Raw genomic sequence first — 14065 nt, forward strand, 5'->3', positions numbered from 1 at the left:
CAGTACTGCAAGGACAGAAAATGGAAATGCATGACCGGAGCGCTGGCCACGCGCGGATCAGACGAGTGGTGATCGGAGGAGCTGCAGCATTCTCAGTCTACGTTGCCAGCGCCGGCGTAACTGCCTGCGCGCAACTCCTGATAGCCAGAATTGTCGGCGCTCACACATACGGCGTCTACGCCTATGTCATCGCCTGGATAACCATCCTCGCATATTTCTGCGCGCTCGGTTTCGATATCGCACTGCTGCGCTTCGTGTCCGCGTATCAGACCATGGGAGCGAGCGGCCTTGCACGAGGCGTCATCCAATACGCGGAGCGACGTTCACTTGGCATAAGCCTTCTGGTCGCATTCATCGGGGCGGGCATTATCGAGATCTGGCCCAGGCCGTTCTCGACAGAATTGACGAACACTTTTCTGGTCGGCTTCGTTCTCATTCCCGTTCTGGCGCTGTTATGGATACGCTGCTCGATCGTCCGCGCTTTTGGCGGCGTTGTTCCTGCACTGATACCCGACCGCGTGATGCGGGACGGACTACTTGTGATCATCGTCGTCGTGGCCGGTCTTTTCCTCGGATCGCGGATCGAGGCACAGGGGATCATGATGGCAACCGTCGCCGGCGCCGTCGTCGGACTCGTGCTCGCCAGTCAAGCTGTTCGGAGATTGTGCCCAGACGCAATCAGGGCGGCAGAGCCTCAATATGCGCCCGCAAGTTGGCGGCAGACTGCCGTCCCGTTCATGATCATCGCAGGGGCAGAAGCTCTCCTCAATCGCGCCGGCGTGGTGCTGCTCGGATGGTTCGGAGACACCAGGGAGGCAGGAATATATAGCCTGGTCTTCAATATCGCATTCCTTGTGGCATTGCCCCGCACTGCGATTAACACCCTGTTCGCACCGACCATCTCAAGCCTCTTCACAAGGAACGATCGGGCGACCTTGCAGGCACTCGTGACCAAAGCCGCTTTATGGACCCTCTGCGCCTCGGTGGGCATTGCGCTCGGGTTGGCGATCATAGCCGAGCCACTTCTCGCCTGGTTCGGCAGGGATTTTGTGGTCGGCGCCCCCGCCCTGCGCATCCTGCTCTTGGGGCAGGTGATCGCAGCCGCCTTCGGATCTCTGCTGCTCATCATGACGATGACCGAGCACGAACGGGGGGCTGCCGTTCTGCTGACCCTGAGCGCCGTCATCAATATCCTCGCCAGCGTCGCATTCATCTATTGGCTTGGATTGACCGGCGCAGCGATCGCCAGCTCGGCTGCGCTGATCATCTGGCACATCGCCATGGCCTTCTTCATTTTCCGGCATCTGCGGCTGCTGCCCGGAGTCCTTGGGGTATTCCTGTCGAGCCGCAAGGAGAACGCCACGGCGCGGCCGGATGCTCGCGTCAAAGCGTCCGTTTGAGATTTCACACCTCGTCGACGCCTGCGGCGCCGCACGGATCGCCCCGTTTCAGGGGCGCAGGTAGCTCCAGCCCTGCTCCTGCAGTTCCATCAGCCGAACCACGCCGGATTTGGTGACCTTCGCCTGCGCGATGAGTGGGATCTCCTTTGCTTCAGTCCTCGCCATATTTTCCTTGGTATTTCCGCATGCGGAGAACGCGACTTCGGGCATGGTCTTGCTCATGGACTCGATGCGCGCCTTCACCGGCGAGGTATCGTCTCGCAGCATGTGCAACCCTGGTCCGAACGCCACCAGCTCGACCTCGATCTTCTGGCCGATTTCGGAATAGTGCTGAACCGTGTTGCTGACGTTGTTCAACGCGAGGTTCATGATCGCCGGATCATTGACGTCGACCTGAACGACAAGCCGGTGCGATTGCGCGCGCTTGGGACTGGCGATCATCTTGGCATTGGCGTTGAGCTTTGGGGTTCCCGCCTGAGCAGACGCATGGCCTGTCTGGATCGCGTTCACCAGAAACGCGCCAGTGAAGGTCAGACTGGCGAAAACGATGACTGTTCTGTTCATGCTGTCTTCCCCTGGTTTGTGCGGAACACGCGCAGCCTCGGCTGGTCCGTGCCAATTTGTTGCGCGCGGCCGCGCCGGTCAAGGAAAGCGCAGCAGCAACGCAGACGATCTACTTTATTCCCGGAACGACGCCCCGCTACCTCCTTGTGGCTACCTACCCTGCGACCTCGACAGGACGCCAAGCAAGGCGGTGTCATTGATGACGCCGAACGGCAATGTGCCTAAAGCCAGTCTGAGCTTTTACGATGGGGTTACAGGCAATTGCGCACGAAACGACTGTCTCGCAGAGCGGGATCCCCCGTTCTGTCCGACAGGGCCGATCGCTTGGCGGAGATCTCGCGCGGACAGCTGCTATGGCGACTTTCCTCCTGGCGCTCCTCGTCGGGGTCGCGCATGCCGGCTCGCGCGACGATATCGAGTTCGGCGTCCCGGCAGTTGAAGCCGAACGGATCAGGCATCAGCAGGCGCTCGAACAGGAGCGCGATCGGGCCGACAGGCTCGCACGTGAGCTGGCAAGTGTCCGGGTAGAGCTGAGTGCCGCCCAGCGCGACCGCGAGCACGCGATTGGTGCCATTGAACTCGGGATCAGACAAACCCACGCCCTTGAGCTGGAACGCGACAAGGTCAGCAATCTCACGCGAGACCTCTCATTCCTCAGGGCAGAGCTCGACGCAGCCCGGATCGCGGCTTCAAGGGCGATGCAGATCCCCGCAGCGGATCCCAAGCAAGAGCCGATCATCGAACCGGGAGCCAGGAAAGAGAGCACGGCAGCCGAACTTGCGTCGCTGCGGTCGGATCTCGACGTCGCGCGGAGCGCCGCGACAGAAGCCACAACGGCCCTCGCCGCAGAGGTTGCACAGAGCCAAGCGCTCGAAGTCGAGCTGAAGCAGCAACGCGACCAATTCGGGCGGGCCGTCACTGAGCTGACCTCCCTCAGGGCCGAGCTCGAAACCGCACGGACCGCGGTTACCGACTCTTCCAAAGTCGCCGCTGCCGAGGCCACGCAAAAACAGGCCATGGAGCAGGAACTGAAGCTGCAACGCGACAGGGCGGATGCCGCCACAAACGAACTGGTCACACTGCGGGCGGCGGCCAACACGGCTCGAGCTGAGACCTCCGACGTTGCGAAGGCGGCCGCTGCAAAGTCGGAGCGGGCTCTCGCCGCGGAAAATGAGCTCGCGCAACAGCGAGATCGAGCAGATGCCGCCTCGAAGCAGCTCGGCTCCATCCAGGCCGAGTTCGATGCCGCGCGAGCCGCGTCTGTCAAGGCCAGCGCCGCCGAAGCCGAGCAGAGGCAGATGCTGGAACGCGAGCTCGGGCAGCAGCGAGACAGGGCAGACACCCTGGCACGCGAAACGAAGTCGCTGACGAGCGAGCGCGATGACGCGCGTTACGCCGTCCGAGAGGCCGCACAGGCCGCCGATGCCGCCCTGGCCGCGAATAAGAAGGAGCTGGTCAAAGAGCGGGCCAAGAGCGAGGGTCTCCTCCGCGAACTGGCCTCCGCGCGGAAGGAGGTCGAGGAACGTTCGGCGGGCCTCGTCGTCGCCTATGCCGAGATCCTCAGAGTCACGGAGCTCAGCGAGATGACGGCGAAGCAGAACGATGCGCTCGCTGGTGAACGTGAGCGCGCCGACGCTCTCGCGCGCGAGCTTGCGTCGACCAAGGCCAAGCTTGAGCAGACGAATGGAAAACGGCCCTCAACAAATGCGTCCGCAGGCCGGCCGCCGGAACAGACCGAAAAAGGGCGTGTGGCCGATCTCGTCTCCAGCACCGAGGCAAGGGGCCGCTCGCTCGAACAGGAAGCCGCCCGGACTGTCGCCTCCAGCCCGCAACGTCCTCCTGAATCGACCCGATCGACATCGCAGGCACAGGCGGCGGATCGTATCCCACCGGCGGATCCAAAGGTTGCCGCGGTGCCGGAGCGCACCGCTCCGACGGCGACGCCGTCCCGCCCCCCTGCAGAGGAGCAGAAGCTGCTTGCACGGGCGAATGCGTTGCTGCGGCAGTCCGATATCAGCAGCGCCCGCCAGTTGCTCGAGCTGGCTCTTGCGCGCGGCAGCGCGCGGGCCGCCTTCATGCTTGCGGAGACCTATGATCCGCCGGTGCTGGAATCGTGGCGTGCGCGCGGAGTCACCGGCGACCCGGCGAGGGCCCGCGACCTGTATCAAAGAGCAAAGGCTGGCGGCATTGATGATGCGGATGAGCGGATCAAGGCGCTGAAATAGCGTCGGATCATCTCTCGAAAAGGCTAGATGACGGAGAACAGACCCATGGCCCTGATCAGGTTCGCGTCCACGGTTGCAGCGGCGCTGCTCGGCTTGCAGATGACGGCGAACGCCCAGTCTGTCCGACAACCACCCGGTCCGCCGGCCGCGGCAAAGAACGCCGACATCATCGCAAAAGAGCGCATCAATGCCTGGACCGTCGGGCTCGCAGGCGGCCTCATCGAGGGTGCTCCGCTTCGGCTCGCGGCAGAGATCGCCCGCGTGGCCAACGAGGAAGACAAGCTCCACGTCATCCCGATCGTGACGACCGGCGCGACGGAGAACGTCAATTCGCTGCTCTACCTGCGAGGCGTGGATGCGGCGATCATCAATACGGACGCCCTCGACGAGTACAAGGCCCAGGTCCCGTCGATCGACCGGCGCATCGTCTACATTCTCAATCTCTTCCCAGCCGAGCTGCACGTCTTTGTGCGTCCGGAGATCAAATCGCTCGATGACCTCAAGGGAAAGAAGGTCAACTTCAACACGCAAGGCACGGCGGCTGCCTATTCCGGTCCGCTGATTTTCAGCCGGCTGGGGCTGAACGTCGAGAAGATGTTCATTCCCCATCAGGTCGCACTACAGCAGATGAAGAGCGGGGAGATCGCGGGGGTTGTGTTCATCACCTCGAAGCCGATCGATGCCTTTCTGAAGGGGCGTTGGGAGCCCGGGTACAAATTCCTGCCAGTGGAGTACGATTCGCGGTTCGAGGACTACTATCTACCGTCTGCGATCAGCTCGGCGGACTATCCGAGCCTCGTGCCGCAGGGCGAACGCATCTCGACCATCGCGGTTCCTACCATTCTGGCGGGCTACAACTGGCCGAAGCAATCCGATCGCTACGCGCGCATGGCCCGCTTCGTGGAGCAGTTGTTCGGTCGGCTCGACCGGCTGCAGTCGCCCGGCTTCGATCCGAAATGGAAGGACGTGAGCCTCCGCGCGAACGTTCCCGGCCTCGCCCGCTTCGGCCCTGCACAGGAATGGCTCGATCGCTCACCGGGCGCGACGGTGGGACTGTCACGATGAGACCAATGAGTGCCGTGGCGTTGATTACACTCGCAAGTCTGAACCTGCCGACCCTCGCGCAGGCGGGCGATGCTACGGATCGGTTGAAGGAATGTGCCCGGTTTCAAGGAATGGAACGGCTGAAATGCGTCGACGATCTGCTGGGAGAGGCGGCAGAACCGACCACCCCGGCATCACCTCGAGCGCGCGACTGGATCATCAGCGAGACGACCTCGCCGGTGGACTACAAGCCGCAGATCTCGGCGCAGACCATGGGACGTCGAGCCACGAAGGATGCGCCATCCTCAATCGCGATCCGCTGTCGCGGCAGTCGGACCGAGCTGACCATACCCACCTCGCCATCCTGGAAGCAGCCTGCAGAGGCCGAGGTGAAAGTCGTGTACCAGGTCAACGACGAGCCAGCCGTCGAAGAGCGCTGGCGCACGACAGAGGGAGGCAGAAGTCTTACCTTTCAGGGTGACGCCGTTCGCCTGTTGCGCGCGATGCCGGAGGGCGGCCGGCTCCTGATCAAGGTCTACGTGGGAAAGACCCTCCCATACGAAAACACGTTTGACCTGGTCGGCCTGGATTCCGTCCGACGCAAGCTCGCGCCCGCCTGCAATTGGCCGGGTTCGTGAGGAAGCGCCCCATCTGATCAGAGATCGGCTCTCTCCCTCGCCCCTCCTCCGGCGCACTAGTTCTCCCGCATGCCGCGACGTATCGCGTCTGTCATCGGTTGCGTGAGATAGGCCAGCACGGTGCGTTCCCCGGTCGCGATGAGAACGTCGGCCATCATTCCGGGCTTGAGCTTCTCCCGGATCGTCTCGGGGAATTTCGCCACCTCAACCGAGACCTTGACTTCGTAATAGGGTTGATGCGTCGCTTCATCGCGAACCGCATCGGCTGCGATCGAGAGGACCTCGCCTACGGCGATCGGGGTGGAGCGAGCCTTGAACGAGGGAAGCCGGATTTCCGTGGGCAGACCAACCTGCACATGATTGATGTCGAGGGACGACACCCTTGCCGCGACCACGAGCACGTCGTTGTCGGGAACGACTTCCATCAGAACCTCGCCGGCCTTGACCACCGCTCCCACCGTATGCACCTTCAAATTCACAATGCGTCCGGAGCGCGGCGCACGCACCTCCATCCGAGTCAGAACATCGTCGGCGGCCCGCAGCTTCTCGCGCGCATCGGCAAGTTGCGCCCTCGTCTCGGTCAGCTTGCCGGTCGCTTCCTCCAGGACTTTCTGTCCGACCTGCTCGATCTGCAACCGCGACTCGTCGATCGCGCGCCCGTAGCGTGCGATATCGGCCTCGTAAGCACCGATCTTGCCATCGAGCTCGGACTTGCTGCGCTCGAGAGTTGCGACGCGTGCGAACGCAACGATCCCCTGATCGGCGAGCGGCTTGAGCTTCGCGTATTCCTGGCTCACGCTATCGAACTGCGCCCGTGTCGCCTTGCTCTGCGCATCATTTCCCTGAATCTGCCGCTGCGCCTGCGCAATGCGCTCTTCAAGAATCGATATCTCGATTTTTCGCGCAGCGCGGCGTTCGTCAAAACGCCGCTTCTGGTCGCCCATCGCCCGTTGCGCCGCTGGATCGGAAGCATTCTGAGTCAGTTCGGCAGGAAATGCGATCTTGTCGCTTCCCGCGGCTTCAGCCTGCAGGCGCGCCTCCTCGCCAATCGCCGAATAAACGGCCGAGCGCGCGATCCCCTCTTTCGCGCGTTCCTGGGTTGAATCGAGCCGCAACAGGACCTGCCCCTCGGCGACGTGAGAGTCGCCGGTCACCATCAGGCTCTGCACGATGCCGCCCTCGAGGTGCTGCACCGCCTTCTTATCGCTCTCGACGACCACCGACCCCGTGGCCACCACCGCACCATCGATCGAGGCCAGCGCGGCCCAACCGCCGAATACGGCGAACGTGAAGAACACGACGGCAAAGCCCCGTCGCGCTGGGGCATGCCAGTCGCCAGACGGACCACCATGATCTGACCGTGCGTTCCAATTCGAAGGGATCGATCGCATTGCCCTCACAAGGGGGACAAGCCGCCTTGCCTGCGACCGCAGGCTCGCGATGCCGCTGCGCACGGCCTTGATCCGGCGGGGCTTGCCGCTTCCGCTCAAGCGCTTCAGAAGCTCCGTGAATTCGGTATGACGAGTGCTCTCTTCAAGCGACATCATGTTGTCGTCCATCATTGCCTCGTCGCGTGCACGGGCCGCGCCGAATTCGAGAGGTACACGTTGCGGGGGGCGCCGTCGGCGCGGCGATCGGCCGCCACTCGCGCTTCGCGATGCATCGGCGTGACGGCTTGCCCCAGCAGCGCAGGAAGAAGTTCGTCGCGTGTGCCGAACCGGCCGAGGCGCCCCTCGTTCATGAAGACGATCTTGTCGACGAGGGCAAGCAGATTGGGGCGATGATTGATGATCACGACGGTCACCCCCTGCTTCCGGAGCTCCTGGATCGCATCGGCCAGCGCGCGGTCGCCGTCTCCATCCAAATTGGCATTCGGCTCGTCGAGCACGACCAGCACCGGCTTGCCGAACAACGCACGCGCCAATCCGATACGCTGTCGCTGGCCGCCCGAAAGGCCCGCGCCATTATCGCCGATGACGGTGTCATAACCCTTCGGAAGCCGCTGGATCATGGCATGCGCGGACGCCAGTTGCGCAGCCTCGACAACCGCCTCGTCTGTCGCATCATCGCGGAACCGGGCGATATTGTCGCGCACGGTGCCGGCAAACAATTCGACGTCCTGCGGAAGATAACCAAGGCGCTGCCCAAGGAAATTGGCATCGAAATGCCTCGTGTCGTTGCCATCGATGCGCACGCAACCGCGAACGACGGGCCAGGCACCGACCAGCGCCCGTGCCAGCGTCGATTTGCCGGAGCCGGACTGACCGACGACGGCAACAATTTCGCCGGGAGCCAGACGGAAAGACACATCTGCCACCGCCGGCATTTGCGATCCGGGTACGAGGACCGTCACGGCTTCGACCGAGACTTCACCAGCCAGCTGCGGCAGCCGGGTCGGCGGCCGCTCTGCGGCCCGGGTCCGGAGCGCGGCATCGAGCCGCGCATATGATGTACGCGCGACAACGATGGCTTTCCACTGCGATACGGCCGCTTCCACCGGCGCGAGCGCGCGCCCCATGATGAGCGAAGCTGCGAACAGAACGCCTCCCGAGATCTCCTGCTGGATCGCGAGATAGGCTCCCACACCCATGATCGACACCTGAAGGGCCATCCGCAGGAATTTTGAGATCGCAAGGAGCGTGCCACCACGCTCACCCGCACGAGCGCCATCGAGAAGTGCCTCGCCATGTGTTGAGCTCCAGGCGGTGCGCACGGCAGGTCCCATGCCAAGCGCTCGAATGGCCTCGGCGTTGCGCAGCGAGGATGTCAATCGGTCAAGAGCATGAAGATTTTTCGATGCGGCCGCAATGAGCGGCGCCTTGGTGGCGCGCTCGTTGAGGAAGGCCAGCAAGAGGATGATAACGGCACCGGTCAGGGCAACCAGGCCGATCAAGGGATGGAGCAGGAAGCATATTGCCAGGAATATCGGCGTCCACGGCACGTCCATGAGCGACGTGATCACGCCACCCGACAAGACTTCACGCAGAGTGTCCACGTCGCGAAGCAGCTGGACATGATGCGAGCTGCCCGTGGTCAGGGATTGCCCGAGCGCGGTCTCGAAAACCTCTCCCGAGAGAAGCTCGTCGAACCTGATCCCGATTTGCACGAGGACCCGGCTGCGAAAATGCTCGAGGGTCGCGTAGCTGACGAAGAGCGCGAGCGCGATCAACGAGAGCAGCAGGAGAGTCATTCCGTTCCGGCTGGTCAGCACGCGATCGTAAATTTGCATGGTGTAGAGCGGCGAGACGAACACCAGCAGGTTTATGAAAACCGATAATCCGCCGGCCGCAAGGAGGCCGGGACGTATTTGACGAAATCCCTCCGCGAGCGCGGAGACCTTTGCCGAAGCGTACATGTGCATATCCGGGCGGCCCTTGTCGGGCAGCGGCAAGCGGTTGAAATTTGCATGCGATCGAGCGCCAGCGCTCGCATTCCAACATTCCGCAGTGCGCAGAATGCCACCCCAACTCGCGGCCAGTGCGGCCGCCAACGGTCACCCTAGGTGATTCTCATACGCGGGGCGTGCGCCCCGCGTATGTCTCTGTTGACTTAGACCGTCCCCAAACTCAGAGGTGCCAGCCGTGATGGTCGGTGTGGTGGCCGATCATATCGATCAGATGAGTCCCGGCATCGGTGGTCGTATCCGTTGCGCCGCTTGCAGTTGCGGTCGCAGTCTGCGTCGTGGACGTGGTCACGGCTGCAGGCGAAGTCGCCGTTGCACTGGTCGTAAGCTGCGAGAAATCGAGCCCGTGATGGTGGTGGTGATGGCTACCATCGGTCGTCGTCGAGGTCGAACCGCCGGACGAACTGCCGCTGGTCGAGCCCGTGGTCGTGCCGCCGGTGGTGGTACCGCTGCCCGCGGTGGTACCGGTGCCGCTGCTCGAGCCGGTGGTCGTACCACCGGTCGACCCGGTCCCGGTCGTCGTGCTTCCACCCGAACTGCCTGTCGTGCTCCCGGTGGTGCTTCCGGTAGTGCCTCCGGCCGTCGTGCTCGTGCCGGTATTGTGCTGCAGGAAAACGCTCTGCAACGCGGACGAGCTCTCGAGTGCGGTGTCGCCATTTTGCGAGCCCCACGCATAGGCGTAGTCGAAGGCCGGATTTGGCACAGCCGCCGCCCAATGAGCGAGCATCGTCTGTTCCTGCGCGGCCGTCGGCATCACGTAGTGGCCTCCGCTGTCGTCAGCCCAGTTGCCGCCGCCGAAGGTCTGGAACACCGGAACAATATGGTCCACCGAAATCCCCGCGGACTCGGCGGCGGCCACAGCCTTGTCGATCATGCTGTAATCGACGGTGCTCATGTCCGACCGCACCGGGTACGGATCGATGCCGAACAGATCGATGTGGGTGTTGGCCGGATTGTAGGTATTCGCGAAGGTCGGATTCTCCGAAGACCCCATGTTCATCATGGTGATGAAGGTCTTCGCGCCGGGAAAGTTGGCGTGGATGTAATCGGACTCCGCCTTGAGGTTAGCCGCCGTCACCAGCGTATTGTACTGGCCCGTGGGATCCGGCTCATCCTTGAGGTAAAAGGCGTAGACCTTCGAATTCCCGACGTAGGGCTTCAGAGCATCGATGAAGCTCTGGGTAACGCCGTCGCCCTGGTCAAGGTAGACCATACCTTTCACATTGGCCGGCAATGAATTCAACTCGTCGACCGACGAAACGTCGGCCAGGTTGAAGCCCGCCGCGGCTGGCGCGTAGGTGCCCTGTGCATTGATGTTGTTACCTGCGGTATAGTGTAGCGTCAAATCGCTTCCCCTTCGTGGTGAATGCCCCCAGCACCTCCAAGTCTGAGTGCAACCGGCCTCTCATTGCGGGTGAACGTATGTTTACATTTGGGGCAGGAATCTCGGTTCGATTGGGCGGAACCAAGGGATTATTGTGCCGAAAACTTGGGCGCCCAATTAGGCCGCAATTGGTCCAAAGCACCCTTTCCGGGCGTTTTCCCAATAGCGTCAATGGTCTGAATGAGAGGTGGACGCGCGTGCGCCGTTGATCCGCGCTCGGCCGATATTCACAATCTAATCGGAGCCGCTCCGATTACGCTTGGAGGCAATCGTCGATTCGCCAGGCAAGATATCTACGATCATACCGTTAAGCCGAGCGCTGCCGACAAGCGGCGACCGAATCTGCGAACACCGTCATTGTTTCGCGCCGCGAGCACCACTTGGCCGGGAGTCTCAACGGGCTTCATGAGCGATCGCGGATCGAGGAGGATGCCGTCCAACACGAATTCCAGCACTCCGGAAGACGCCCAGTTGAGTGTCACATCGGAGTTGAAAAAATTAAACCCTCATTCCAATCCAGGCGCGCCGTGGCGAGCGAAAGCGATAGGCCATCCGCCAGAGCTTAGAGCCGGCCTTGCCCGTGTTGTTCAGGTCCGGCGTGATCAAGAGATAGAGACCGCCGCCGGTCGCGTCGGAAACCTTTCTGGCTCTCCACACACCGTTCTCAAACTTCGGCTTGGCGGCACGACAGTCGACGTCGGTCCTGATCTGCTCGGGCGTGGCCTGGGAGCGATTGAGAACAAACAGTGACGGACACCGATGTGCGCGGAAGCGCACGTTTTTCAAGGGGTTCTGTGCAATTCGCGAGCAACATCGAACATCTTAGAACTGTCTCGAATAGGGGCCTGTCTTACTCCCGAGGTAATCGAATTGGGCCCCCGACCAGCGCATCTTCCTGAGCACAGGAGAATGACCATGATCGCGCTGCTGCTCTACCGCACCCTTGCAGACCACCTTCTTCCCTGGGCCATGGCGTTCGCGACCCGAATGCTGGCGCGCAGCCTCAACATGCCTGAGCCGCTGGTGCATTCGACCGGCGACTATGTCGTCGCGCAGGTCACCGCCTTCGAGCACAGCGTTGGCAGAAGCCTCTGCCCGTTCCGCCTCGCCCGCCTGCTCCGCGCCTGGTGGCGCGGACTGCATTGCGTCCACCCCAAGTTCACTCAAAGCCAACCCAACCATGGAGACCTCCGATGATTGACGCATCGACCTTCCTGCGCCGTGCACTGCTCGCCGACGCCGTCTTCAGCGGTGTCGCCGCGCTCGGCTTCACTTTCGGCGCCAGCGCATTCGCGACGCTGTTCAACCTACCCGAGGCGCTGTTGCGCGAAACCGGCCTGTTCCTGATCGCCTATACCGCACTGGTCGGCTGGCTCGCCTCCCGCGCAGTGGTACCGAAGCCGCTCGTGCTGCTGGTCGTGGTCGGCAACGCCGCCTGGACGGTCGGCAGCATCGCGCTGCTGTTCTCCGGCGCGGTGTCGCCGAACCTCGCCGGCGAGCTCATGGTGGTGGCACAGGCGATTGCGACCGGTGTGTTCGCCGAGCTGCAATATGTGGGCTTGCGGAAGAGCGGGAGTGTGGTGGCGGCGTGATGCGCCAATTCCGTCATCCTGAGGCGCGAGCCGCGCGACGCAACGCGTCGCACGGGGAGCCTCGAAGGATGAACGGCCCAGATACAACCGGGCCGTCGCCCTTCGAGGGCCGCCGAAGAGGCGGCCACCTCAGGGTGACGGTGATAGGACGACTGAGGACTGCCGTAGAGTCCGGCCTGCGGCCGAACGGAGCCTACGCCTTCGCGCGTCCGACCTTGCCGGCAAAATGCTTGCCGTTGAGCTTCTTCTTTTTCGCCGCGGTGGTTTTCGCACCGGCCTTCTGCGCCTTGCGCTCCGCGCGCGCCTTCACCTTGGCGCGTTCGGCACGCGCTTCGGCGCGCTGCTTCTTGCGCTTGTTCTCGCAGGACGGGCACTTGCAGCCGATCGGCTTCAGATAGGCTTTGAAATAGTCGGTGCCGTAATCGTAGTTGATCTCGTCGCCCGGCTCGATGTTCTTGATGGCGCGAATGAACACCTTGCGCTCGCGCGGACGGACGTCCGATTCGGCGTTGGGCCGGCAGGAATGGTTGATATAGCGGGCGACGTTCTTGCGCACCGAGCCGTCGATGGTCCAGCGGCCATTGAGCTCGAACAGATATTTGTTCTCGATGTCGTCCTGCGCCGGGATTCGGCAGTCCAGGATCGGTCCGAAATAACGGATGATCCGGGTGCCCTTCTTGATCGGCATGGTGGCGAAGAGACCAAGTCCGGTCTTGGAGCGGCCGACGCGATAGGATTTGCTGGAAGCGATGACTGGCATGATCAAGTGTAATGAGGACGCGAACCAGGCTGCATGAGCCCAAGCGAAGCCGCCCTTCTAGAACGATTCCGCGCCGCTGTCAGGACTATCGGAAGCGCGTTTGAACCTTGCCCACAGTGAAGATGCGTAATGCGCGCGAGTTCCGCATCATCACTCGCCTGCGCTGGTCCCGATCCTTCGCCAATGCCCAATCCTTGGGCGCGACCGCTTGCTTGGGTCAAACGGGCAAGCACGACGAGAGTTGCGGAGGTTTCGTCCGATCAGGCGGGCGGCAGCTTTCCCGCTACCGTCGACTTCAGGATCGCTTCCAGCAGCTGCTCGGCCGTCGTGCCATCCGGCAGCCGCTCCAGAATATCCTCGAGCCGCCCGTCGAGCAGCAGCATGGTGAAGCCGTGCACCATCGACCAGGCCCGCGCGATCGCGGCGCCCTGCTCGATGGTCAGCGCGTCGCCGCTGATCGGCTCCTGCCGCATCGCGCCGATCGCATTGGCTAATCCGGCAAAGGAAGATTCCGCAGCCTCGTGCAGCGAGGGCCTGGAATAGTCGAGCCGCTCGGTGCGGAACATCAGACCGTACATGCCGGGATGGGCCTGGGCGTAGGCGACATAGGCTTTGGGCCGCGCCAGCGCCCGCTCCAGCGGCGAGGTGGCGGCATCGCAGGCCGACGCCATCGCCGCGTTGAACTGGCGAAAGCCGATCGCGGCGAGTTCGCTGACGAGGCCGGTGAGATCGCCGAAATGATGTGTCGGTGCGGCATGCGAGACGCCCGCCTCGCGCGCCACCGCGCGCAGCGTCAGGCCGGCGAGCCCGTCGCGCTCCAGCACCCGTTCGGCCGCCTGCAGCAGCGCCTCGCGCAAGGCGCCGTGGTGATAGGGCGTCTCGGCCTTCGCGCTCGCCGCGCGGCGCGCCGGACGCGATGCCGCGGTCGATGTCGTTCTTTTGGGGGCACGCGGGGGACGCGCCGTTTCGCCCTTGGTGTCGGCTGTGGTGTTGCTCTTGGCCATTTACAAGCTATATGACGCAATATTGACAGTGTAAAGATTTCACTTGACGGA

At 62.8% G+C, this 14065-nt stretch carries 13 protein-coding genes; 7 read left to right on the forward strand and 6 right to left on the reverse strand.

Going from position 1 to position 14065, the window contains the following annotated elements; all coding sequences use genetic code 11:
- Window positions 1-20 precede the first annotated feature (20 nt).
- Window positions 21-1400 (forward strand): lipopolysaccharide biosynthesis protein, encoded by a 1380-nt coding sequence (locus tag V1280_RS13545; RefSeq protein ID WP_334524343.1) that lies wholly within the window; start codon window positions 21-23, stop codon window positions 1398-1400.
- Between the two features lie 48 nt (window positions 1401-1448).
- Here V1280_RS13545 and V1280_RS13550 read toward each other — a convergent pair whose 3' ends face one another.
- Complete coding sequence (locus tag V1280_RS13550; protein WP_334524346.1) at window positions 1449-1964, reverse strand: DsrE family protein; 516 nt, start codon at window positions 1962-1964, stop codon at window positions 1449-1451.
- Window positions 1965-2317: 353 nt separating this feature from the next.
- Between V1280_RS13550 and V1280_RS13555 the strand changes: the two genes are divergently transcribed.
- From V1280_RS13555 to V1280_RS13565, 3 genes are read left to right on the forward strand one after another with little or no spacing between them, the layout of a single operon-like run.
- Window positions 2318-4189, forward strand: a complete 1872-nt coding sequence (locus V1280_RS13555; protein ID WP_334524349.1) for a hypothetical protein — start codon at window positions 2318-2320, stop codon at window positions 4187-4189.
- A 45-nt stretch (window positions 4190-4234) separates the two neighbouring features.
- Window positions 4235-5254, forward strand: coding sequence for a TAXI family TRAP transporter solute-binding subunit (locus V1280_RS13560; protein WP_334524352.1), 1020 nt, complete (start codon window positions 4235-4237; stop codon window positions 5252-5254).
- Window positions 5255-5259: 5 nt separating this feature from the next.
- A complete protein-coding gene (locus tag V1280_RS13565; protein ID WP_334524355.1) occupies window positions 5260-5871 on the forward strand; it encodes a hypothetical protein in 612 nt (203 codons plus the stop codon).
- A gap of 56 nt (window positions 5872-5927) precedes the next feature.
- Here the strand turns inward: V1280_RS13565 and V1280_RS13570 are convergent, their stop codons facing one another.
- From V1280_RS13570 to V1280_RS13580, 3 genes are all read right to left on the reverse strand, one after another.
- Complete coding sequence (locus V1280_RS13570; RefSeq protein ID WP_442895127.1) at window positions 5928-7433, reverse strand: HlyD family type I secretion periplasmic adaptor subunit; 1506 nt, start codon at window positions 7431-7433, stop codon at window positions 5928-5930.
- On the reverse strand, window positions 7430-9232 hold the full coding sequence (locus tag V1280_RS13575; protein WP_334524358.1) for a type I secretion system permease/ATPase: 1803 nt from the start codon (window positions 9230-9232) through the stop codon (window positions 7430-7432). Before V1280_RS13575 ends, V1280_RS13570 begins: the two co-directional genes overlap by 4 nt.
- Window positions 9233-9437: 205 nt before the next feature.
- Entirely contained in the window at window positions 9438-10619 is a 1182-nt protein-coding gene (locus tag V1280_RS13580) for a calcium-binding protein (protein WP_334524361.1), read from the reverse strand.
- Window positions 10620-11087: 468 nt separating this feature from the next.
- Between V1280_RS13580 and V1280_RS13585 the strand changes: the two genes are divergently transcribed.
- From V1280_RS13585 to V1280_RS13595, 3 genes are all read left to right on the forward strand, one after another.
- On the forward strand, window positions 11088-11408 hold the full coding sequence (locus tag V1280_RS13585) for a hypothetical protein (RefSeq protein WP_334524364.1): 321 nt from the start codon (window positions 11088-11090) through the stop codon (window positions 11406-11408).
- 165 nt (window positions 11409-11573) lie between these two features.
- Window positions 11574-11855, forward strand: coding sequence for a hypothetical protein (locus V1280_RS13590; RefSeq protein ID WP_334524367.1), 282 nt, complete (start codon window positions 11574-11576; stop codon window positions 11853-11855).
- Window positions 11852-12250 carry a hypothetical protein gene (locus V1280_RS13595; protein ID WP_334524370.1) on the forward strand — a complete coding sequence of 133 codons (399 nt, stop codon included), beginning with the start codon at window positions 11852-11854 and terminating at the stop codon, window positions 12248-12250. The genes V1280_RS13590 and V1280_RS13595 overlap by 4 nt, the downstream gene beginning before the upstream one ends.
- Before the next feature lie 193 nt (window positions 12251-12443).
- On the opposite strand, the gene V1280_RS13600 is transcribed toward V1280_RS13595, so the two are convergent.
- Together V1280_RS13600 and V1280_RS13605 are read right to left on the reverse strand one after the other, a co-directional pair.
- Window positions 12444-13010 carry an SET domain-containing protein gene (locus V1280_RS13600; RefSeq protein ID WP_148772157.1) on the reverse strand — a complete coding sequence of 189 codons (567 nt, stop codon included), beginning with the start codon at window positions 13008-13010 and terminating at the stop codon, window positions 12444-12446.
- A 260-nt stretch (window positions 13011-13270) separates the two neighbouring features.
- Window positions 13271-14014, reverse strand: coding sequence for a TetR/AcrR family transcriptional regulator (locus V1280_RS13605; protein ID WP_334524375.1), 744 nt, complete (start codon window positions 14012-14014; stop codon window positions 13271-13273).
- Window positions 14015-14065: the final 51 nt, after the last annotated feature.

The sequence above is a fragment of the Bradyrhizobium sp. AZCC 2230 genome (assembly GCF_036924495.1).
GTDB classification, from domain to species: Bacteria; Pseudomonadota; Alphaproteobacteria; order Rhizobiales; family Xanthobacteraceae; genus Bradyrhizobium; species Bradyrhizobium rifense.